At 46.9% G+C, this 21,269-nt stretch carries 20 protein-coding genes and 1 pseudogene; 15 read left to right on the forward strand and 6 right to left on the reverse strand.

The window, feature by feature from the left end; genetic code table 11:
• Position 1: 1 nt before the first annotated feature.
• The 12 genes and pseudogenes from fdrA (at position 2) to J7E85_RS33365 (ending at position 11,273) form a co-directional block, all read left to right on the forward strand.
• Positions 2 to 1,546 carry an acyl-CoA synthetase FdrA gene (gene fdrA / locus J7E85_RS33315; RefSeq protein ID WP_215164231.1) on the forward strand — a complete coding sequence of 515 codons (1,545 nt, stop codon included), beginning with the start codon at positions 2 to 4 and terminating at the stop codon, positions 1,544 to 1,546.
• A 1-nt stretch (position 1,547) separates the two neighbouring features.
• A complete protein-coding gene (locus J7E85_RS33320; protein ID WP_215164232.1) occupies positions 1,548 to 2,978 on the forward strand; it encodes a YlbE family protein in 1,431 nt (476 codons plus the stop codon).
• 85 nt (positions 2,979 to 3,063) lie between these two features.
• Complete coding sequence (locus J7E85_RS34465; RefSeq protein ID WP_251036235.1) at positions 3,064 to 4,605, forward strand: xanthine permease; 1,542 nt, start codon at positions 3,064 to 3,066, stop codon at positions 4,603 to 4,605.
• A gap of 74 nt (positions 4,606 to 4,679) precedes the next feature.
• Positions 4,680 to 6,047: a tetratricopeptide repeat protein gene (locus J7E85_RS33330; protein ID WP_215164233.1), complete on the forward strand. Its 1,368-nt coding sequence runs from the start codon at positions 4,680 to 4,682 to the stop codon at positions 6,045 to 6,047.
• A gap of 164 nt (positions 6,048 to 6,211) precedes the next feature.
• Positions 6,212 to 7,162 carry a carbamate kinase gene (gene arcC / locus J7E85_RS33335; protein WP_215164234.1) on the forward strand — a complete coding sequence of 317 codons (951 nt, stop codon included), beginning with the start codon at positions 6,212 to 6,214 and terminating at the stop codon, positions 7,160 to 7,162.
• 123 nt (positions 7,163 to 7,285) lie between these two features.
• Positions 7,286 to 7,399 (forward strand): phage holin family protein, encoded by a 114-nt coding sequence (locus tag J7E85_RS34470; RefSeq protein WP_256720560.1) that lies wholly within the window; start codon positions 7,286 to 7,288, stop codon positions 7,397 to 7,399.
• Positions 7,396 to 7,857: pseudogene (locus J7E85_RS33340) on the forward strand (N-acetylmuramoyl-L-alanine amidase family protein). Before J7E85_RS34470 ends, J7E85_RS33340 begins: the two are co-directional and overlap by 4 nt.
• A 114-nt stretch (positions 7,858 to 7,971) precedes the next feature.
• On the forward strand, positions 7,972 to 8,739 hold the full coding sequence (locus J7E85_RS33345) for a YpjP family protein (protein WP_251036236.1): 768 nt from the start codon (positions 7,972 to 7,974) through the stop codon (positions 8,737 to 8,739).
• A 2-nt stretch (positions 8,740 to 8,741) separates the two neighbouring features.
• A complete protein-coding gene (locus tag J7E85_RS33350; RefSeq protein ID WP_215164236.1) occupies positions 8,742 to 9,287 on the forward strand; it encodes a hypothetical protein in 546 nt (181 codons plus the stop codon).
• Between the two features lie 90 nt (positions 9,288 to 9,377).
• Positions 9,378 to 9,623, forward strand: coding sequence for a 3-oxoacyl-[acyl-carrier-protein] synthase III C-terminal domain-containing protein (locus J7E85_RS33355; RefSeq protein ID WP_285228868.1), 246 nt, complete (start codon positions 9,378 to 9,380; stop codon positions 9,621 to 9,623).
• Between the two features lie 156 nt (positions 9,624 to 9,779).
• The gene (locus J7E85_RS33360; protein WP_215164237.1) at positions 9,780 to 10,634 is read left to right on the forward strand and encodes a hypothetical protein; all 855 of its coding nucleotides are present in this window, start codon (positions 9,780 to 9,782) and stop codon (positions 10,632 to 10,634) included.
• Between the two features lie 81 nt (positions 10,635 to 10,715).
• Positions 10,716 to 11,273, forward strand: coding sequence for a delta-aminolevulinic acid dehydratase (locus J7E85_RS33365; RefSeq protein ID WP_215164238.1), 558 nt, complete (start codon positions 10,716 to 10,718; stop codon positions 11,271 to 11,273).
• 83 nt (positions 11,274 to 11,356) lie between these two features.
• On the opposite strand, the gene J7E85_RS33370 is transcribed toward J7E85_RS33365, so the two are convergent.
• From J7E85_RS33370 to J7E85_RS33390, 5 genes are all read right to left on the reverse strand, one after another.
• Positions 11,357 to 12,154: a response regulator transcription factor gene (locus J7E85_RS33370; protein ID WP_215164239.1), complete on the reverse strand. Its 798-nt coding sequence runs from the start codon at positions 12,152 to 12,154 to the stop codon at positions 11,357 to 11,359.
• Entirely contained in the window at positions 12,147 to 13,847 is a 1,701-nt protein-coding gene (locus J7E85_RS33375) for a sensor histidine kinase (RefSeq protein WP_215164240.1), read from the reverse strand. The genes J7E85_RS33370 and J7E85_RS33375 overlap by 8 nt, the downstream gene beginning before the upstream one ends.
• 143 nt (positions 13,848 to 13,990) lie before the next feature.
• Entirely contained in the window at positions 13,991 to 15,646 is a 1,656-nt protein-coding gene (locus tag J7E85_RS33380; protein WP_215164241.1) for an ABC transporter permease, read from the reverse strand.
• Entirely contained in the window at positions 15,643 to 16,752 is a 1,110-nt protein-coding gene (locus J7E85_RS33385; RefSeq protein ID WP_215164242.1) for an ABC transporter ATP-binding protein, read from the reverse strand. Before J7E85_RS33385 ends, J7E85_RS33380 begins: the two co-directional genes overlap by 4 nt.
• 22 nt (positions 16,753 to 16,774) lie before the next feature.
• Complete coding sequence (locus J7E85_RS33390; RefSeq protein ID WP_215164243.1) at positions 16,775 to 17,797, reverse strand: ABC transporter substrate-binding protein; 1,023 nt, start codon at positions 17,795 to 17,797, stop codon at positions 16,775 to 16,777.
• Between the two features lie 248 nt (positions 17,798 to 18,045).
• Here J7E85_RS33390 and J7E85_RS33395 point away from each other — a divergent pair, with 248 nt between their 5' ends.
• From J7E85_RS33395 to J7E85_RS33405, 3 genes are all read left to right on the forward strand, one after another.
• A complete protein-coding gene (locus J7E85_RS33395) occupies positions 18,046 to 18,273 on the forward strand; it encodes a glycine zipper domain-containing protein (RefSeq protein WP_215164244.1) in 228 nt (75 codons plus the stop codon).
• A 260-nt stretch (positions 18,274 to 18,533) separates the two neighbouring features.
• Complete coding sequence (locus tag J7E85_RS33400; RefSeq protein ID WP_215164245.1) at positions 18,534 to 18,908, forward strand: BlaI/MecI/CopY family transcriptional regulator; 375 nt, start codon at positions 18,534 to 18,536, stop codon at positions 18,906 to 18,908.
• Positions 18,909 to 18,917: 9 nt separating this feature from the next.
• Positions 18,918 to 20,567: a M56 family metallopeptidase gene (locus J7E85_RS33405; RefSeq protein WP_215164246.1), complete on the forward strand. Its 1,650-nt coding sequence runs from the start codon at positions 18,918 to 18,920 to the stop codon at positions 20,565 to 20,567.
• A 57-nt stretch (positions 20,568 to 20,624) separates the two neighbouring features.
• On the opposite strand, the gene J7E85_RS33410 is transcribed toward J7E85_RS33405, so the two are convergent.
• Positions 20,625 to 21,152 (reverse strand): hypothetical protein, encoded by a 528-nt coding sequence (locus J7E85_RS33410; RefSeq protein WP_215164247.1) that lies wholly within the window; start codon positions 21,150 to 21,152, stop codon positions 20,625 to 20,627.
• Positions 21,153 to 21,269 lie beyond the last annotated feature (117 nt).

Consider the following 21,269-nt stretch of genomic DNA (forward strand, 5'->3'; position numbering starts at 1 on the left):
CATGTCGACTAAAGTTGTGATTAAAAAGAATACGTACTTTGATTCCGTCTCATTGATGTCACTGTCAACCAAAGCGAATCAATTGGAAGGCGTGGATCAGGCATTTATCGCAATGGGAACGCAGATGAACAAGGAAGTACTGGCCAATGTCGGTCTCATGACCCCGGAGCTGGAGGAAGCCAAGGGAAGTGATCTGATGATCGTCATTAAAGCAGTCTCTGAGGAGTTCGTAGAAAGCGCTTACGAAGGCGTTGAAGCCCTATTTAACAGCAAGGGAAGCGAGGCAGGAAACAGTGAACTCACGTTCCCGACGATTGATTCAGCCGCAAGAAATCTTCCTTCGGCCAAGCTGGCCGTCATTTCTGTAAACGGACTCTTCGCAGCCAGAGAAGCCAGAAAGGCACTGGAGAATGACCTCCACGTCATGCTGTTCAGCGATAACGTCAGCGTGGAAGAGGAGATCGAGCTCAAGAATATGGCGCATGAGCGTGGTTTGCTCATGATGGGATCGGACTGCGGTACGGCCATCATCGGAGGCGTGGGGCTGTGCTTTGCGAATAACGTGCGTCCAGGAAGCGTTGGGATCGTAGGCGCATCCGGCACGGGAAGCCAGGAGGTCAGCGTTCGGGTTCATGATTTTGGCGGAGGGATCTCCCAGCTGATCGGCACGGGTGGACGCGATTTAAGCGAACGTGTTGGCGGCATTATGATGCTGGACGGCATGAGAGCGCTTAACCAAGACGAAGCAACCAAGGTCATCGTACTGATCTCAAAGCCGCCTGCCAAGAGCGTGGAGGAGAAGGTGCTTGCCGAGATCAAGCACATGAGCAAGCCTGTCGTGGTGTGTTTTATCGGCGGAACGGAAGAAGCAGTGGTGAACGCCGGCGGTCATTTTGCCAAAACGACGAAAGAAGCGGCGCTGAAAGCCGTTATCCTGTCGGGCGTCGACGAGAGCACCATTGATAAGCACCCGCTGAATCTGCCTCTCATCGAGGAGATCAAGGCCAAGCTAAAGCCGGAGCAAAAATACATCCGTGGATTGTTCTGCGGCGGAACGCTGTGCGACGAAGCCATGTACCTGGCGATGGAGCAATACGAGGATGTATACAGCAATATTCCAAAGGATCCGAAGTATCGCCTGCAGGATATCCATGTGAGCCAGGGCCACACGTTTATCGATTTTGGGGATGACGAGTTCACCAACGGCAAGCCTCATCCGATGATCGATCCTTCTTCCCGAATTGCCAGATTCAAGCAGGAAGCTAAAGATCCGTCGGTTGGCGTTATCGTAATGGACTTCGTTCTTGGATACGGAGCGCACGAGGATCCGGTCGGGGTCATGCTTCCGGCGATCGTGGAAGCCAAGCAGGCGGCCGAACAAGAAGGAAGACATCTGGAGATTATCGGTTATGTACTGGGCACGGATCTCGATACGCCGTCTGTAGAAGAGCAGTTAAATAAACTGGTATCTGCCGGAGTTACTTATGCCAGCAGCAGTACGAATACAGGGCTTCTTGCCAGAGGCTTTGTCGAGAAAGGAGTATGACATGAGCAGAATCAACGAGCTATTTAACAGCGAGCTTCACGTAATCAATGTGGGTCTGGAAATGTTTAAAGACGATATTTTGAAGCAAAAGGGGAAGGTCTCCCACCTGGAGTGGAAACCGCCGGGCGGCGGCAAGCCTGAAGTCATCGCACTGCTTGACAAGCTGGATCAGCCGGACATTCAGGAGAAAATCGAAGCGGCGAACAAGCTGGCCGTAGGGCGGATCATCAACTCCCAGCCGGTATTGATCGGTTTCGATCAGGCGATTAATGTCGTGCCGGGCATGACCAAGAAGACGATCCTGCACGCAGGCCCGCCTATTACATGGGAGCGAATGAGCGGTCCGATGAAGGGCGCGGTTACGGGCGCACTGGTCTTCGAAGGCTTGGCCGGCAATCTGGATGAAGCAGCGGAACTTGCAGCATCGGGTGAAATCACGTTCTCGCCATGTCACGAGCATAACTGCGTAGGCTCGATGGCGGGGGTAACCTCAGCTTCGATGTTCATGCACATCGTGGAGAACCGGACATACGGCAATATCGCGTACACAAACCTGAGCGAACAGCTGTCCAAAATACTGCGGATGGGCGCCAATGACGAAACGGTCATCGCTCGTCTGAACTGGATGAGAGACGTGCTTGGCCCGATGCTCCGGGATGCCATGAAGTTCTCCAAGAATGGCATTGACCTTCGTCTGATGCTGTCGCAGGCGCTTCATATGGGAGATGAATGCCATAACCGCAACAATGCCGGCACGACGCTGTTAATCCAAGCGTTAACGCCGCTCATTCTGCGGACGGACTTCCCTACCGAGCAGCAAATCGAGGTCTTTGATTTTGTGGCAAGCAGCGATTACTTCTCCGGCCCGACCTGGATGGCGCTCTGTAAATGCGCGCTGGATGCGGCCCATGGGATTGAATACAGCACCATCGTGACCACCATGGCCCGCAATGGCGTCGAATTCGGCATTCGCGTCAGCGGCATGCCAGGCAACACCTGGTTCACCGGACCGGCGCAAAAGGTGGTTGGACCGATGTTCGCAGGTTATAAACCGGAGGATTCAGGCCTTGATATTGGCGATAGCGCGATCACGGAAACCTACGGAATCGGCGGATTTGCGATGGCAACCGCTCCGGCGATCGTGGCGCTTGTCGGCGGCACCGTGGATGAAGCCATGAATTATTCAGTCAAGATGAAGGAGATTACGACCACGGAAAATCCGAATGTCACGATTCCTTTATTGAACTTCAGCGGCATTCCAACGGGCATTGATATTCGCAAAGTGGCCCAAACCGGCATCATGCCTGTCATCAACACGGCCATCGCACATAAAGACCCGGGAATCGGAATGATTGGAGCGGGTATCACGCATCCTCCGGTGGATTGTTTTGAACAGGCGTTACTAGCTCTTAGCCAGCGCATTCAGTCATAGAATGGTGCCCCTTCAGGCATGCGTTAATGCCTGAAGGGTACCTTATGCTAGTTCTATAAGTGTAATGATCTAAGGAGGCATTTATATGGATCAGGTACTCATGAAAATGTTATGGAAAAAAGGAGATTGGGCTGCGTTCTTCGGCTTGCTTGCCAATAATCTAACCAATCTGCTGACCATGATTTCACTTTTGATTTTTGTTGTAGGTTTTCCGGAAGATATGGTCTACGGAAGAGTAGTCCCGGCCTTCGGATTCGCTATCTTTATCGCAAGCATGGCTTACGGTTGGTTTGGATATAGGCTGGCAAAGAAAACGGGCCGCAGTGACATTACCGCACTGCCGTCAGGTCCGAGCGCCCCATCGATATTTACCGTTACTTTTCTGGTGCTGATTCCGGTATTCCGACAGACCAATGATGCAACGTTTGCGCTCCAGATCGGTCTGGTATGGTGCTTCTTCGAAGCCATGATCCTGGTTGTGGGTTCCTTCTTGGGCGATTTGCTTAGAAAAGTAATTCCAAGAACCGTTCTCTTGTCCTGTTTGTCCGGCCTTGGATTGCTGCTGCTTGCCATGAACCCGATGCTGCAATCATTCGAAACACCGATTGTCGCTTTTATCGTACTGGTCATCATCTTTATCAACTGGTTTGGTAAATCTCCAATATTCAAAAAAATCCCGACCGGTTTTCTGTTGCTCATTGCCGGTACCGTTCTGGCTTGGGTATTCGGATTGCAAAATCCGGAAGCGATTACGACGGCGTTGTCTACACTGGGCTTTAATCCGCCTGAAGTACACATTACAAGCCTGTTCCAAGGAATACCTCATGCGCTACCGTACTTGGCATCGGCCATTCCTTTGGGTCTCGCCAACTATATTTTTGACTTGGAAAATATCGAGAGTGCGCATGCGGCGGGAGATCCTTATAATACCCGGAACGTCATGCTGACGAACGGTGTGGCTTCCAGTATTGGTGCATTCACAGGTAACCCGTTCCCGGTTACCGTGTACATCGGTCACGCCGGCTGGAAATCCATCGGCGCCGGTCTGGGGTATACGATTGCATCCGGCTTTGCCATGCTGATCATCTCGCTCTTTGGAATCGGGGCGCTGCTCCTGTCCATCATTCCGGTTGTCGCGATTGTACCGATCCTGGTCTATGTCGGCGTGGTCACAGCCAATCAGGTTGTCCGCGAGACGCCTAAGAATGAAGTGCCCGTTATCTTCATCACTTTATTCCCTTGGATCGCCAACTGGGCTTTAACACTTGCCAATAACATCTTTAATGCCGCCGAGACGACGGCTTCCAAGGTTGGCATCGATTTGTTGTTAAGCAAAGGCGTTTATTATAACGGTCTGAATCATCTGGGGAACGGCGCACCACTCAGCAGTTTGATCTGGGGCTCAATTGCCATCTTCGCCATCCTGAATAAGCCGCTGCGGGCTGCCGTGTTCGCGGTCATCGCAGCCGTCCTATCCCTATTCGGCATTATCCATGCGCCTACGGTGGGATTTGCCCAAGATGCGCTGATGCCGTTCGTATACGCATACCTGATGGTTGCCGCACTGTTTGTTTATAAGCATTTTTCCGATCTACGCGATCCGGCAAACCAATTGCAGTCAGAGTAATGCTGGAATGCGCTTGTCCGAATATGCAGTTCTGAATGACAAGGATTGAAAACATAAAATGAGGAGGTCACTCAATGAATGCTGAAGCGATGAATGACGAACTCATTCTGGCATGCGACCGGGGAGACTTGGCTGCGGTAGAGCAGTTATTGAAGCGTGGTGCCGATGTTCATCACAAGGACAGCCAGGGCCGGACGGCGCTAATGGCTGCAACACAGAAAAACCATGTCTCCCTTGCCAAAGGGTTAATCGAAGCTGGCAGTGACGTGAATGCAAGAGACATCACCATGTTAACCCCATATCTATGTGCAGGAGCTAACGGTTTTCATGAAATCCTGCGTCTGATTATTCAAGGAGGAGCGGATATCACCAGCGTGAACCGATTTGGGGGAACAACGCTGCTGCCGTCAAGCGAAAAGGGATATTTAAGGACCGTTCAGATTTGCCTGGAAGCAGGCGTTGCCGTGAATCATGTGAATAATCTGGGATGGTCCGCACTGCTGGAGGCTGTCATTCTTGGAAACGGGGGCCGGCTGTACTCCGATATCATTCAGCTTCTGGCTGAAGCAGGGGCCGACGTGCATCTGAAGGATCGTGACGGAAAGTCCTCCCTCCAGCATGCCGTAGAGATGAAGCAGCATAAGGTAATCAAGATTCTCAATAAACAAAGCGAAAGTGTTCCGGACAGCATCCAAAGAGCGAAAGAGCTGGCTAAGGCAGAAAGTTTCGAGGAAGCCATCTCTGTCATAGACAATGCGCTGGGGGAAGAGGGGAATCCTGCCGACCTCTACTACTACAAAGGTTATTGTTCCGGAGAATTAGGACGCTATGACGAGGCACTGGCTGCATATAATCAAGGGCTGTCGCTTGATCCCGGCGATCTAGACTTCTATTTCTATACCGCCAATGCTTATCGGATGATGAAACGTCCGGAAGAAGCCATTGCCGAATATGACAAAGCGATTGAGCGTAAGCCGGAGGAAACGTTCTACCGCTATCATAAATCCAATTATTTAAGAGAATTGGGCAGGCACGAGGAAGCCGTCATCGTGATGGATCAGCTGTTAGCCGAGCAGCCTTGGCGTTATGATTTCTCCTTTCACAAAGCGAACAGCTTGAGATCGCTCGGTAAGCACCAAGAGGCTGCCGATGCGATAGACAATGCAATCACGCATGATCGGACCAATGGGCTATATCATTATCATAAGGGCCAATCCTTGAATTTGCTTGGTAACTATGCGGCAGCGATCGAAGTGATGGATCAGGCCATCCAATGCGGCCCGGATCATGCGGATTATTACTGCGAGAAAGCCAGCAGCCTGTTAGCGCTTAATCAGCCGGATCAGGCCATGACGTGGATTGAACAAGCACAGGCTATTCATCCGGACCATAGTAGAGCCAAACGTTTGAAAGAAACCATAACGGCTGCTGCTAAACGATAATTCCATTCGAATGTAAACACATCTTTACGGAACATCTACGGTCTCTGGCGTGCCAATAAAGATGGATTCTTCATGCAGGACTCGTTATTATCGGCGCGCCGTATGGCTCGTTTATAGAGGATCACTCAGCCAGAGTCATCGGCTGATCGACCAGGAGGTTAGTCATGGATAAATTTGTAGTTGTAGCCATTGGCGGTAATTCGTTAGTCAAGGATAATGGCCGCGAGTCGATTAAGGATCAATACGAGGCGGTATGTGAAATTGCAGCCAACATTGCAGACATGGTGCAAGCAGGCGTCAACGTGGTCGTTACTCACGGTAACGGGCCGCAGGTTGGATTCGAGCTGAGAAGGAGCGAGGTTGCTTCAGAGGTCATTGGCATGAATGCCGTTCCGCTCGTGAATTGCGTGGCGGACACGCAGGGCGGCATCGGCTATCAAATTCAACAGGCGTTAACGAATGAGTTTATCCACCGCAACATCACGAAAAGGGTAGCGACCATCATTACACAGGTTGAAGTCAGTGAAGCCGACCCTAATTTCCGAGATCCTTCCAAACCGGTGGGCTCCTTCTTCTCCCTAGAGCAAGCCGAGGAATTGAAGCGCGAGCATCCCGAGTGGGTGATGATTGAGGATTCGGGCCGCGGATATCGAAGGGTTGTTCCTTCACCTGCTCCCATTGATATTGTCGAGAAGGAGGCCATCCGTTCGCTGATCGAGTCTGGCTGTATCGTTATTGCCGTCGGCGGAGGAGGTATTCCTGTGATCAAGACGAAGGACCATACCTACGAAGGCATCGATGCGGTGATCGATAAGGACTTTGCCACAAGCTTATTGGCAGAACAGGTAGATGCGGAAACGCTGATCATTACAACGGGCGTGCCCCAAGTATTCGTGAATTTCGGTACGCCGGATCAGAAGGCACTTGAAGAGGTCACCGTTGAAGAGATTAAACAGTATGTGAAAGAGGGGCATTTCCCGAAAGGCAGTATGCTTCCTAAAATTGAGGCGAGTCTTAATTTTCTAAAGAAACCCGGACGCAGAGTCATCATTACGAACCCGGAAAGCTTAAGCGATGCCATCAAGAAACAGGCTGGGACACATATTGTGAGCTAATGGCGCAAGCGGTTGGCAAAAGAACCGCCAGAACCGCTATATTTACTTTTTTGAACATGGCCCGAGAGAGGGATACTTTGAAAAAAGTGCCTCTCTCGGGTTCTTTGCGATGATACTCGCATAATCGGGCTCCTAGGGTTTTCCGTTGAAGCCATCATTCAGGGAATCCTTGCAGGGGTCTTTGCTGTATTTGGTCACCAGGCAATCAAGCAAACGAAAGAAAGGATCCAGTCATGAAGAAGGTATGGATCAATGCCGGACATGGGGGTAAGGACCCGGGAGTGGTTGCAAATGGTCTGCAGGAAAAGGATATCGTTCTTACTCTTTCACACGAAATTAAAAAGCAGCTGGAACGTGATTATGGTGGCGTATAGGTGCTGTTCTCCCGGTCCACGGATGAGTTTTTTGAGCTTGATGATTGAACAGATGCGGCCAACAAAGCGGACGCTGACCTCCTGGTCTCCATCCATTGTAATGCCGGTGGTGGAGCTGGTGGATTGGAGTCATTCCGATATACTAATGTTTCCGCTGCGTCTCGTTCTCTTCAGAATGTGCTGCATACCAAAATCATGGCAGCCCTAAAGCCTTATCATGTGATTGATCGGGGACAGAAAGCGGCGAATCTGCATATTGTCTATGACCTTTATGTAAAGATGGTAAATGTAAATATTATAATATACCAAAATTACTATTAAAAATTCATAAAAACACATATTGTTAAAATAAAATAGAACTTTCATCATTTGTTAAATATTAGTAAATAATTTAGATTTTTAGGAGGTGTTATACAAAATAGATATTATAAGGAGATGGTTTTTGTGAGTTTTTGGCGTAGTATCAAGAAAATAGCTTCAGTTTTAGTTTTGGTAATGTTGTTAAATACAGTATTTGCTGCAATTACTGTATCGGCGCTCCCAGCACATAGCGAACTTCAGCAAATCCAAGATGAACTAAATCTAACTGAAAGCGAGATTCAAGAACTTCTATTATTTATCCAAGAACACTCTAGCAGCATAGAGGAAGCAATCGAGGTAGACGAAAATTTAAAGGCGAATATTGAACAATATAACGAGTATAGCAAAGAGTTTGCTATGATACTTGCATTTGCAGATATATCAAGTACTGAGACATCTACGATAAGTCATTTGTCAGATTCCAGTATACAAAGTGAAATTTCGCCTGCTATTTGGCCTATTGTTTGGGCAGTTGTTGCTGCTATAATAAAAGCAGCTGTTAAAAAGAAGATGGGGAAGAAGATACAACAGCAAATAGGTAAACAATTCGATGAGATTGTATGGCCAAGATTAGAGCCAGGAATAAAAGCACATTATGAACGATATGGTTATACTAAGAACAAAGGACCAGAAAAACCTAGTCAACCGAATGGGATAGATCAAGGAGAACCAATAATTCATTTATTTGGACAAGATGGTAAAGAATATTTGAGATTAGATGTTTTCACTTCCCAATCTAGAAATCATACTCGGTGGCATTATCATACAAAAGATGATTGGGATGACCATAAAGGAAATATTGATTTATACCATAATTCACTTCCAAAATGGGGTTCAGAGTAAAATTGGATAAACGACGATTTTTATTAACGTTTGGTCGTAATTTAGACCACAGTAATATCGACTACTTGGTAAAGAGCCGATTATCAAAGTATAAGGGCGGAATCCAAGAGGATTATTTTAACCCCATTCTTCAAAAGAGGGCCGAAGTGATTTTGAACTACCAGATCATCGATACGAACTTTGATCGAATATCATCTAAGTACTATTTGGATGATTATCATATTACGGAAGCTCAGAAGAATGGTTTTTTACTTTCTTTAAAAAAGCTAAAAGGGACTCACGTCTGGTGCGATCCGAGAATTCAAGGTCATGCCTTTTGTGTAGTTGATGGTATCGAGTACAATTTTTATGTTTATCGATCACTTGAAGGACAAGATTACCGCTTTCCTCAATATTATTCTGCTGACAGTAATGCTGATCCTATTGTGCATAGTCAGTTGCATAAAATGCCTGAGGAAGAACAATATTTGCAAATTCCTTCCGATTTGAGTAGAGAAGTCAAAGATGAAATAACGATCAAATGGATACAGAAATTGATTAAAATGTAGTAAGTAATTTGAAAAGTAAGACCCTGCACATTATATAGTGCAGGGTCTTTTATTTTTCTTTTTGGGATTATGGGAATTTAAAGTCACTGTTTGTTTCCAAAGAAACTCAAGAACGATGAAATCTTCCGGTTATTGAAACTTGGCGGCGTGAGGATTCCGGAAGAGAAATGGTTTACGAATTTATATACGAAAGGGAACACGGGCGCAGCATCGATCTATATTATGCTGGAGGAGCTGCTGAATGAAGGTCATCTCACTGAGGGAGAGCAGGTGTTGTGCATCGTTCCCGAAAGTGGTAGATTCCAAATCTCGATTATGCTGCTGAGCGTAGTGTAAACATAAAGGACGCCATCGTCTGACGCTGTCTTTTATTTTCCTCATACAGACAGCGATCATCATGCACAGATTCTCCTTTTTAATAATAAAAAGAGGAAAAAACACCATGAATTCTCGAATATACTCTAGAAACTATACGAAGAGAGGGATACTCTAATGAATATGCAGACACTAGCAGAGAAGATGAGTGCCGGTGTGTTTAACGTTCTAAAACGTGACTTTTCACAGGACATGATTTCTGAATTAGAACAGATGAACGCAGTCCAAATGGAAAACAAATTGAAAGACACATTAGCAGTACCGATAGGTATATCCAAGCAGAGGGTATTCGAATATCTTCAATTGTATTATTCAGCCTCTTGGCAGAATCTCTTTATGGAGCTGAATATGCCCCGTGCTTTAAGTCTTTTAGAAGTTGGTGCAGGTGATATTGTTTACATTCCAAAGGCTTTAGACGCTTATTCCAAGAACATGGGCACCTATGTGACTGCCAATCTCAACAGGGAGCTGACACAAAATTTTCAGGAGAAAACGAAAGGAATGGACATAAACATACAGGTTGTTGAGGACGATGCCGCAAATATTGGTTTATATTATCCAGAGTCTTCTTTTGACGTTGTTGCTTTTCATCACGCTATTAATGATATCATCCAGACCATTATCGCCGACCGTGAGGGCATTGATACAGTAAATAATGATTGGTGGACAATAGAACCTCAAATGTTACAAGCTGTTATGGATTATGACCGAAAAGGCATGTTAAAAGATGCAGCGTATCATGCGTTTATCCAAATCATTGACACAAGTCATAAGCAGTTAAAAAGAGGAGGATACATGGTATTCGATAACATTACTTATTCTGGATATGATGAAATGGGTTATTCCTCTGAATTTCACAGCAACTATATACAACTGGCTAGAAGCTGGATTAGCGAAGCAAATCTAGGTCTTGAAGAGATTGAAGTCGAATCGTATGATAAACAATGGTGGATGATATTGAGAAAAGAATAATCATAGTTTAAGTTCTTGTAACAACATAGTTTCAATAAATAAATCCAAATTCAAGGATAATTGTCAGGAGTTGAAGTGGTAGTGAGTAAGCCTGTTATGCAGGTCGCTCTGGTCGTCGGACCGGATTGCGATATGGAGAGCCAAGCCGTAAGGGCGGCTCTGGAATATTTCGGGGTGCGCGTTTTTACCTATTGGATCGGGAGGCCGAATGATCTGATCTCTGTCTTGTCGGGTGATGATGTGTATGAAGGCACCGATATGATCCTGTTGAACTTTCACGGGGATGAAGGCAGTTTGATCATGCCGGAGCTCGGCGAAGAGGTATACGAGGAGGATGAGCCGAGAGGCGGCTTCGGACCAGGCGAGATACAGCGTTACGCGAAGTTGGACGGGAAGACGGTGATCGCGAACGGCTGCTCGCTGGGAGATCCAGCACTGGCTGACGCTTTCCTGGAGCGGGGCTGCAAGATGTATATCGGGCCGGATGACTATCCGGACGGCAACGATGCACTGATGTTCGTTCTTCGGCTGTTTTATGAAATCGTTCAGCAGGGACGGGACGTAAAGGAAGCCTTTGCGCAAGCGGTAGCGATGAGTGATGAACTATCCATGTACCGGCTGTATGAACGACAGGAATAATAGATAAAGATCCTACACCCCTGCTCATTCCTGGCAGGGGTGTGTGTCAATATAAGCACGATAGAGTACCTCTAGGATCTATATTACCCGTTCTTTCCATTCTTCTCCTCGAAATATTCCTGATACTGACTCGGCGTGACATGGGCGTACTTTTTGAAGATGCTAATAAAATACTTGTAGTCGCTAAATCCGATATCCTGCGCGATGGTATAGACTTTGTTATCGCCTGACTTCAGTAAATCGATCGATTTCTGAATGCGATAGCGATTGAGAAACTCGTTGAAGGTATAGCTGGTCTCTGCCTTGAATTTCTGGTTCAGGTAATAGGCGCTTAAGCCGATCTCCTCCACGAGGTCATGAATGCTGATCTTTTTGGCATAGTTCTCCTGTACATAGGCGATCATTTTGGCCACGTATTTCGAGGTTTTGGTTTCCTTCTCCAGAAATTTGCTGTTTAGAATCTCTTCCTTTTCCTGTGGATGATTGGAGATCACTTCATATTTGCGGATTAAATCCACCTTGGCTTTGGCCGATTCCAGTGCCGCTACCAGCTGCTCATCCTCTAAGGGCTTCACTAGAAATTCGGTCACGCCTAACTGGAGTGCCTGCTTCGCAAGGTGGAATTCATTATATCCGGAAATAATAATGCTGCTGAAGGTATGCTGCTGCAACCCTTCCCGAATCATCGAAATGCCATCCATGATCGGCATGGTGATGTCGGTTATGACGATATCCGGCTTCAGCTCGCAGATCTTCTCATAGCCATCCTGTCCATTCAGCCCTTCTTCAATGACGATGCAATCGTATTGAAGCCAATCGATGCTGAACCGTATGCCCCTGCGAATCATATCCTCATCTTCGACCAGTAGAACTTTAAACATGATATCCACTCCATTCGTAAGGAATCGTAAGTGCCACACAGGTGCCTTTTCCTTGTGCGCTGTCAATGTGAATGCCGGATCCTTCGCCATATAGAAGCACCAAACGTCGGTGAACGTTGTACAGCCCGATATGCTGCGTCGTGTTTGTGTGGCTCTGCAGGATCTGATTCACTTCCTGAAGCGTCTCTTCACTCATGCCTTGCCCGTTGTCGCGGACTTCCAGAATCAGCTTGTCTGTGGAAGTGTAGATATTGATCTCGATAAGTACATGGCTCTGATCCTGATACCCATATTTGATAGCGTTTTCGATAATTGGTTGCAGCAGAAGCTTGGGGACGTATACATCCAGTGTTTCCTCTGCTACGGTAATCCGATATTCCAGCCGATCATTGAACCGAATTTGCTGCAGCTTCAGGTAATCCCGTACATAATTCATGTCATTCTTCAGTTGGACATTGCGATCAGGTCCGATGCTGTATCGAAGCAGCCTCGATAGGATCAGCACGATGTCCTGCGCTTGATTCGCGTCAATCTTAATGGCATAGCGCAGTGTCTCCAGTACATTGAATATAAAATGCGGGTGGAACTGCGATTGCAGCTGCTTCACCTCAATAATCGTGCTGAGCTCGGACAGCTCTTTATTTTTCTCGATCAATTCTTTCAACCGATCCAGCATCACATTGTACTCATCGCCCAGAATTTGAAACTCGTCATTCGTCTGAATGTCGACATAGCCATTGAAGTTTCCTTCGCGCAGCTGTGCCAAGGCATGAATTAATTTATCGATCGACTCAGAATTGCGGGTCGACATTTTGTTCGCCAGGAACTGGATCAACACCCATAGCAGCAGGCTGGCAGCAAGAACAAAGAAAGAGACCGTATAGTAGGTGTATTGCTCCGATTTATAGGAGTTCAGCGTAATGACTTGAATCGGCGTATCAGGGATCCGCTTGGCATACATGTAGTACTTGCCTTCGTTTAGCAGAACATGTCCCTTGTTATCGAGCTTGGGGCTGAATTTGTTGAGCACGCCTTTGGTCACGTTGCTGGTCGTGGCAATAATGGTGTTATGTTCATCGGTGATCATGGCGATCTCATTATTTTGTTCGAAAATCATCTTCTGAATGTCGGATTCGTACAGCTGATAGATGATATAACCTATCGTCCGTTTGTCCTTCACGATGGCTTTGCCAAACGTGTAACTCGTATCGCGGTCATGCGAATAACGAAAGCTGTTCATTTCGGTTAGCGTGTCGCCGGGCCGCTGATCGATCCGATGAATGAGATTGCCGAAGGCAAAATTGGAATACAGTGAATCCGCTGGGGCGGAGCTTGCCAGGAAGACTCCATCCGTATTGACGATATGAAAAATACTTTTGACCTTCTGCTGGTTGTTGAAATCATAAAATGCGGAGTACACTTTATCGCTGCCCAAATGCGAGCTTACATAATTGATCACGGTAGGAGAGATGGCCATCCGATTAATCTCCTCGTAGTACTGCTGATACACGCCGGATATGGACTGACTGATGGACTGGGCGGCTTCGGTCGTCTTTTGGGTTAGGTTCATTCTGCCATTAATAATCGTGAACGCCAAAAACAATACAATTAAGATGGAGAACGGGATCATCGTATAGATGCGAAATAAATGACGGGTTGATTCCTTGAAGTTGCGATAATGTGTATGTTTCATGCTGCCCTCCATCTGCGATAAGACCCTCGATCCTATTATACTGACTCGCGGTTAACCGCAGATAATCCAAATACATCCAAGTCGGCCTTCATGGTGCAGGTGCCGACTTGGATGTAGTCTCTACGTTATGAATTCATCACATTTTACATTGAAACTTCCTTCTGTCCGGAGAGCTTCAGGAAGACAAGCAGCGACACTACCGTAATGACGGTAAGAATCGTGGATAGAGCTGCCGCCACGCCGTAGTTACCGCGGATGACCTCAGTGTATATGGCAACCGTTACGGTCTTGGTCTTGCCTGTATAAAGAATGATCGAAGTGCTTAATTCGGTAATGATGGTAATCCAGCTCAGGATCGCACCGGAGACTACGCCTGCCACCATCATCGGAAGCGTGATCTTGAAGAACGTCTTCATCTGGGAAGCTCCCAGACTGATCGCTGCTTCCTCGATCCCGTCGTTAATCTGATGCAGAATAGCCGCGCTGGATCGAATCGTATAGGGCAGGCGGCGGATTACAAACGAGATGATCATGATGACGGCTGTTCCGCTTAGCGCCAGCGGCTTATTGTTGAATGTGATCAATAAAGCGATCCCCAGAATGGAGCCGGGAACGATATACGGGAACATCGTGAAGATATCCAGCGTGTTCGTTAATGCATTCTTTCTTCGAACGGTTACGTAAGCAATCAGTATCGCTAACAGGATAATGACAACCAGCGACACGATCGCCAGGAAGAACGTGTTCAGAATGACGCCACCAATATTACTGAAGGCATCCCGATAGCTTTGGAGCGAGAACCCTTCGACGAAGATTCTGCCGTTGGATTTCAGGAACGAAGTATAGATGACATAGAGCTGCGGCAGCAGTGCGATTAACGTATACAGATAGATAACGGCATGAGCCGTGATATTGCCGATGCCCTTCTTCTTCTTGGCTTCAATCGGATGCAGTGCACTCATCGTAAAGGATTTACGATTGGCTACGAATTTTTGCAGCAGGAATATCGTTGTGGCGAACAGAACGACAATGACACTGATCGCCGCCGCAAAGCCGTCATCGCCGCCGACCTCACTGATGAACTCGTTAAAGATCAGCACCGGAACGGTCTTGTATCCCTCACCGATCAGCATCGGCGTACCAAAATCGGCAAGCGCACGCATGAAGACGAGCAGGCCGCCCGCCAGCAAGGTTGGCGTAATGAGCGGGAGGAGCACTTTGCGCATTTTGCCAAAGCCTGAATAACCCATGCTTTCGGCTGCTTCCATTAGCGACTGGTCCATATTCTTCAGTGCGCCTGATACATACATGAAGATAAGAGGGACCATCTGCAAGGTCAAGACGACTAAGATCCCCGTAAATCCGTATATATCCGGCATCGTAATGCCGAATGTGTTGCTAACGAATTTCGTAATGACACCGCTTCTGCCCAGCAGCAGGATCCAGGAGTAAGCTCCAATGAAAGGAGCCGACATCGAGGAGATCAGAATCATGACCCGAATGGCCGAACTGCCTTTAATCTTCACGGTTGCCATGATGTATGCCAGCGGCGTTGCGATAATGGCGGCAAGCAAGGTTACACTGACGGTGACTTTAACGCTGTTGAACAGAGCGTTTAAATAGTAGGGCTTACTGAAAAACTTCGTGAAATAGGCGAGGGAAAAATCGCCAGTCGTACCGTTGTACACACTCTTAAACAGCATCGTAAATAAAGGCAGGGCCAGAAACAGAATGTAGAACACAAAGATCAGTAACGAAATGTTGGTCCAGACATCAAATCGTTTGCGCGTCTCTCTCATAGCCGAGCGCCCCTTGTATAGTTCAGTTCGCCTGCCGCATCATAGACATTAATCTTCTCTTTTTTGGCCTTGAGATAGATAACTTGACCAGGCTCGAGGATATATGACGTTTTCGATTCTTGTGTGATCTCCACGCGTTGACCGGACGCCAAGTCTACAAAATAATGGGTGTTCTGCCCAAGAAATACGCTGTGTACAATCGTCGCTTTCATGCCGGTTTGGTCCTCGGTCAGAATGAACTCTTCCGGCCGAACCGAGATTTGAACGTTTAGCGTATCTGCCTTGGCATCGGATTTCGGAACCTCGATGTTAGACAGCTCTTCCATATAGCCGGAGCCGAAGTGCAGGACATAGCTGTCTGCCAATTTTGTTAAAGTACCCTCGAGAATGTTGGTACGACCAATAAAGGTAGCAACGAATACGTTCGCAGGACGTTGATAAATCTCCTGTGGCGTCCCCAGATGCTGAATCACGCCGGATTTCATGACCGCAATCCGATCGGATACCGCCATAGCTTCCTCTTGATCGTGCGTGACGTAGACGGTGGTAATCCCGACTTCTCTCTGAATGTCTTTAATCGCGTTACGCATGTCGACCCGAAGCTTAGCATCCAGGTTGGATAGAGGCTCATCCATCAGCAGGACATCCGGGCGGATGACGATCGCTCTGGCTAGCGCAACGCGCTGCTGCTGGCCGCCGGATAGGTTCTTCGGCATGCGATCTTTATAGGGCTCGATCTGAACGACCTTTAAGATGTTTTCCACCTTGGCGTTAATCTCCGCCTTGGATAATTTCCGATTCTCCAGTCCGAACGCGATGTTTCCTCTAACGTTTAAGTGAGGGAAGATCGCATAGCTCTGAAAGACCATCCCGATATTCCGCTTGCCCGGTTCCACCTTGTTAATGACACGCTCGTTAAAATGAATAGTTCCGCCTTCAATGCTGTTGAAGCCGGCGATCATGCGCAGCAGTGTCGTCTTGCCGCACCCGGAAGGCCCGAGAAGGGTGAAGAATTCACCCTTTTTAATCTCCAGCGACAGCTCGGGAATGACGGTTATGTCGTCGTATTTTTTGATTAAGTCTTTAATGGTTATGGTTACGCTCATGGTTGTCACCTGATTCTATAGTTTATTTAACGCTAGTGAACAAATCGACATAACGCTCAACGATCTCAGATTTATGCTCACTTACATAGTCCGTGTCTTCATCAATCATGTGGATCTCTTCATAGGGCTTCATGTGGTCGCCAAGCTTCGTATCTAGGCGAAGTGGACGGTTCGTTAATTGCGTACCGAACGCATCCTGCGCTTCTTGTGACAGAATGAAGTCGATGAATTTCTTGGCGTTGTCCATATGCGGTGCATCTTTGATAATGGCGGATCCCGCATCCAGGAATACGGCGCCTTCTTTTGGATATACGATTTCTACCGGAGCGCCGTTCTTTACATAAGTGCTGGAAGGGTCTTCATAGGTAAGGCCGACTACATATTCACCGTCCGCCACGCTTTTGTGAACGGCACCGGAACCGCTTGCGATTTTGCCGTCCAGATTCCCGATCAGTTGACCAACATAGTTCCAGCCTTGTTCATTCTCATAATCGCCGCCCATGGCTTTCAGCATGTTGGTTAACTGAGCGAAAGCGGAGCTTGAGCTTGCCGGGTCAGCGGAAGCAATCTTCCCTTTGAGCTGCGGATTCAGCAAATCCGCATAGCCTTCGATTTTGATATCGCCGATCAGGTTTTTGTTTACGAGCAGCACGCTGCCATCCGAGATATAAGGAGTAGCAAAGCCCGACGTATTACGGTGACCTTCAATCAGGTTCTTGTCTTCAGGTGATACGTAAGGCTCGTATAAAGCTTCATTTTCGCGGAAACCGGCCATAGAACCACCGAACATCACGTCAGCGTAAGGGTTCTGCTTCTCGGACTGTAAGCGCTTAATAATTTCGCCGGTACCAGCCGTTACAAGCTCAACCGTAATCCCGGTCTGCTTCTCGAACATCGGAATAATGGTCTTGATGATCTCCTCGCTATTCGGACTGTAGATGACGAGTTTATTGGACGATCCCGAATCGGACTCGCTGCTTGCACAACCGCTAAGCGCACCCATAATCAACACGCAGGTTAACAGTAAAATCGATAGCTTTTTCATGTATAATCCCCCTTGAACAAAAGTTCATTTCGTAATTGCATGTTCATTGTAGCAGGCTTGGTACCGTTTACATAATCCCATAATCCGCAAACATCGTCTAAAATACGCAACCTATTTTGGAGTGGAAAGAGATCTGAGTAGGTATACTTTTAAAGAATTCTTTCAGATCCGTTAGGGCAAGATATGGTTTGGAACAACGTCTGGCAAGATGGAGCTGTTCCTATCACAATTTCGAAGGAGTGAGATGGATGGCTAATAAAAATGATCGTAATCAAAAGGTTGATTCTGACCGCGACACGACCAACATGGATATTGAAGCTGGAGAAGCTTTAGGAACAGCTGGCGGTGGCGTTGTGGGTGCTGCTGTAGGTTCCGTTCTGGGTCCAATCGGTACGATTGCAGGTGGTATCGCAGGCGCAACATTGGGTAACAAAGCTGGCGATGCTGCAGAGAATGACGACAACGATTCAAAATAAGCTGCGTTAGCACAACCATCTGTGCGAGTAAAAATAAGAGGACCCGGGGATTCCCGTGCCCTCGATTATTTGTAGCTGCATGTTATAAAGAACCGCGCTCCCGCGCGGTTCTTTAATTTCACGTATAAGTTCTATGTGTTAGTAAATTTCAACTCATTTTGGCTTGACATACCACTACATGATGTAGTAGTTTATAATCACTACATCATGTAGTGATTAAGTTCGTTATGGACGCATAACGACGTAAAGAGGTGTTCACCGTGAACCAAGTTCAAAAATTATCGGATACTGAAACCGAGCTAATGGAGGTGATTTGGGAGTGTACACCGCCTGTCACATCCACCGAACTGCTTGGTCTGTTTGCCCAGAGAGGAAAAGAGTGGAAAGCGCAGACCATTTCCACCTTCCTATCACGCTTAGTGGACAAAGGGGCACTTACGGTTACGAGGCATGGACGGACAAATAAATATATGCCTCGCATTTCACCTGAAGATTATAAGCTCATGGAAACGCAGCACGTCCTGGACGGATTATATCAAGGCTCGGTTAAAAATCTAATTTCAGCTTTGTATGACGGCGAAAAGCTTTCGGATGAAGATATTGCAGAGCTGAAGCAATGGTTTTCGCAAAAGTAGGGGGTGCTTATGAATATTATTCTTGAATTGCTGTTGACCCTTACCGTTGCTGGAAGTGCCGTCGTAGCCTGCATTCTTGTATTACGGATCATACCCATCCATGCCTTTCCTACAAAGTGGCGCTATGGAATTAGCAAAATGGCAGTAGGCTTTTATCTTTTACCCGTAGTCCTTGGTATGCAGTGGAGTTCACCGCTTGTTACATTCAATGCAACAGCAACCGTCCCCATAATGAACGAGTTGCCTTCAACTGTGCAACATGCACTCCCCAATCCGTATTCAAGGATTAATCCGGTACAGCTCATCCCAGAACAGACCATTTCAGCAAACGTAGCCCGTCCCCTTATTATCTTATGGGCAATCGGCGCTATAGCTTTTGCTGCATGGCAGATGTATTGTTATCGCAGATTTTTAAAGAAACTAGAACATACGCGTACCACCGTTTCGATTAGCAGCGAAGCAGCTAAACAGCTCCCTTTCATCAAGGAAGCCCTTGGTCTGAAAAGCAACGTCCGGCTTGCTTACAGCTCCATCATTCGGAGTCCTGTTCTTGTCGGCCTATGGAAACCAACCATTTATCTCCCTATAGAGAATACTGTTAACGTGGACATGGTGATCCGTCATGAGTTGATCCATCTGAAACGGAAAGATTTATGGGTCAAAGCGTTCACGCTCGGAGCCAGCGCCATACATTGGTTTAACCCCTTGGTGCACATTCTGCGCAAGGACATTCATATATGGAGCGAGCTGTCTTGTGATGAAGAAGTCGTAAAAGAGATGTCCTATCCCGAGCGAAAACGCTATGGTGAGACGATCCTAAGCGTTATGGCAGGATCAAGGAATTTACCCGTGCAATTTTGTGCCTCCTTATCCGGTGACGGGAAACAATTGAAAAGGAGATTAATGATGATGCTTAATGTAAAGAAACAAAAAAAGAAAACACTGTATCTCACGATAACAGCGGTGTTTTTGGTTGCTGTAATTAGCACATCAGCAGCGGCATGGGCTTCTAGCAATACGCCCAAAGTCATTGGAAATGAGGGAAGTCATTCTGAAGCTCAACCAAACGAAGTGGCCCCTGAAGCGGCTCCTTCTGATGCCGTAGTTGAGAATGAAGGAAATGATGTTGAAGCTGAACCAAGTGAAGAAGCTCCCTCTGTACCTGTAGTTGAGAATGAAACAAACGATGCCGAAACTCAGCCAGAAGAAGCTCGTCCTGTACCTGTAGCTGAAAATAAAACAATTACTGAATCCCAAGGCAAAGAAACCGTGGCTGCACCTAAAAACGTAGGTGCAAATGAAAAAAGTGGTGCTGAATCTCAAGTAAATGAAGAACCAGCTCTACTTGTAGACGATGGTTATAGGAAGTCCCACCCAAATGAAATCCCGCCGGGAACTTCTATTACGGTCAGGTCCATGACACCTGAAGAAAGAGCATCAATGAAGGAGCTTGAAGAGGAATTAAGAGCAACGTTGACGCCTGAGGAGCTTGCTGAGTATGATCATGAATATTCTCATCCAAACGAAATCCCCCCGGGAACTTCCATTACGGTAAGATCCATGACACCTGAAGAAAGAGCTTCAATGAAGGAAACTGAAGAGGAACTAAGAGAAACATTGACGCCAGAAGAACTCGCTGAGTATGATTTTGATAAATAAGAAACCGCCATTTTGAAAAAAGCACTGCCTTTAGGGCAGTGCTTTTTTTGGGGTTATTCAATGGGTCGACCATGAAAAAGCTGCACTTCTTGAATTAGCCTCGTTCGTGCTTGTTTTAATTTGGAACGTATGGTTACTATAGCTGCCTGTGTCAATGGTAACAATCGAATTTCCAGCTATATTTGGTTGCCACCAACTGACACTGCTATTGGTTTGACTTTTTATGCTTAAATTAACGGATGGCATAGTGCCTGGCAAATTCCCTACAGCTATCGAAACATATCTGTCCGGAGAGGGAATAAATGCATGGCCGACATTTGCTCCTTGGGTTCCATCCGTATTAATAGGGACACTCACATTTCCACTCCAGCTATCAGACAAGATACCAATGTCAAAGAGACCTACGTCCTGGTTTCCATTCGCTCTTTGCTCAAACAGGACGATCTCTTCCGGAGTCATGGGTCTGACCGTAATGGATGTTCCCGAAGGAAAGATTGCTTCTTCTCCTTCTGAGGTTGCAAAAGCGGATACCGAAAGTGACAACATCAGAACCATTGTAAGGACAAGTGAAAAAAGTTTTTTCATTAGAGAATGATCCTCCTTAAATTTAATATTTTTTTAATTACTATATAAACTGAACTTTTGATTTACAGACGGATGCAAAGGCGGTCAATAGTCTCCATCCGGTGGATATTGACTCGT

Source organism: Paenibacillus sp. ISL-20 (assembly GCF_018613005.1).
Lineage (GTDB): Bacteria > Bacillota > Bacilli > Paenibacillales > Paenibacillaceae > Paenibacillus_AQ.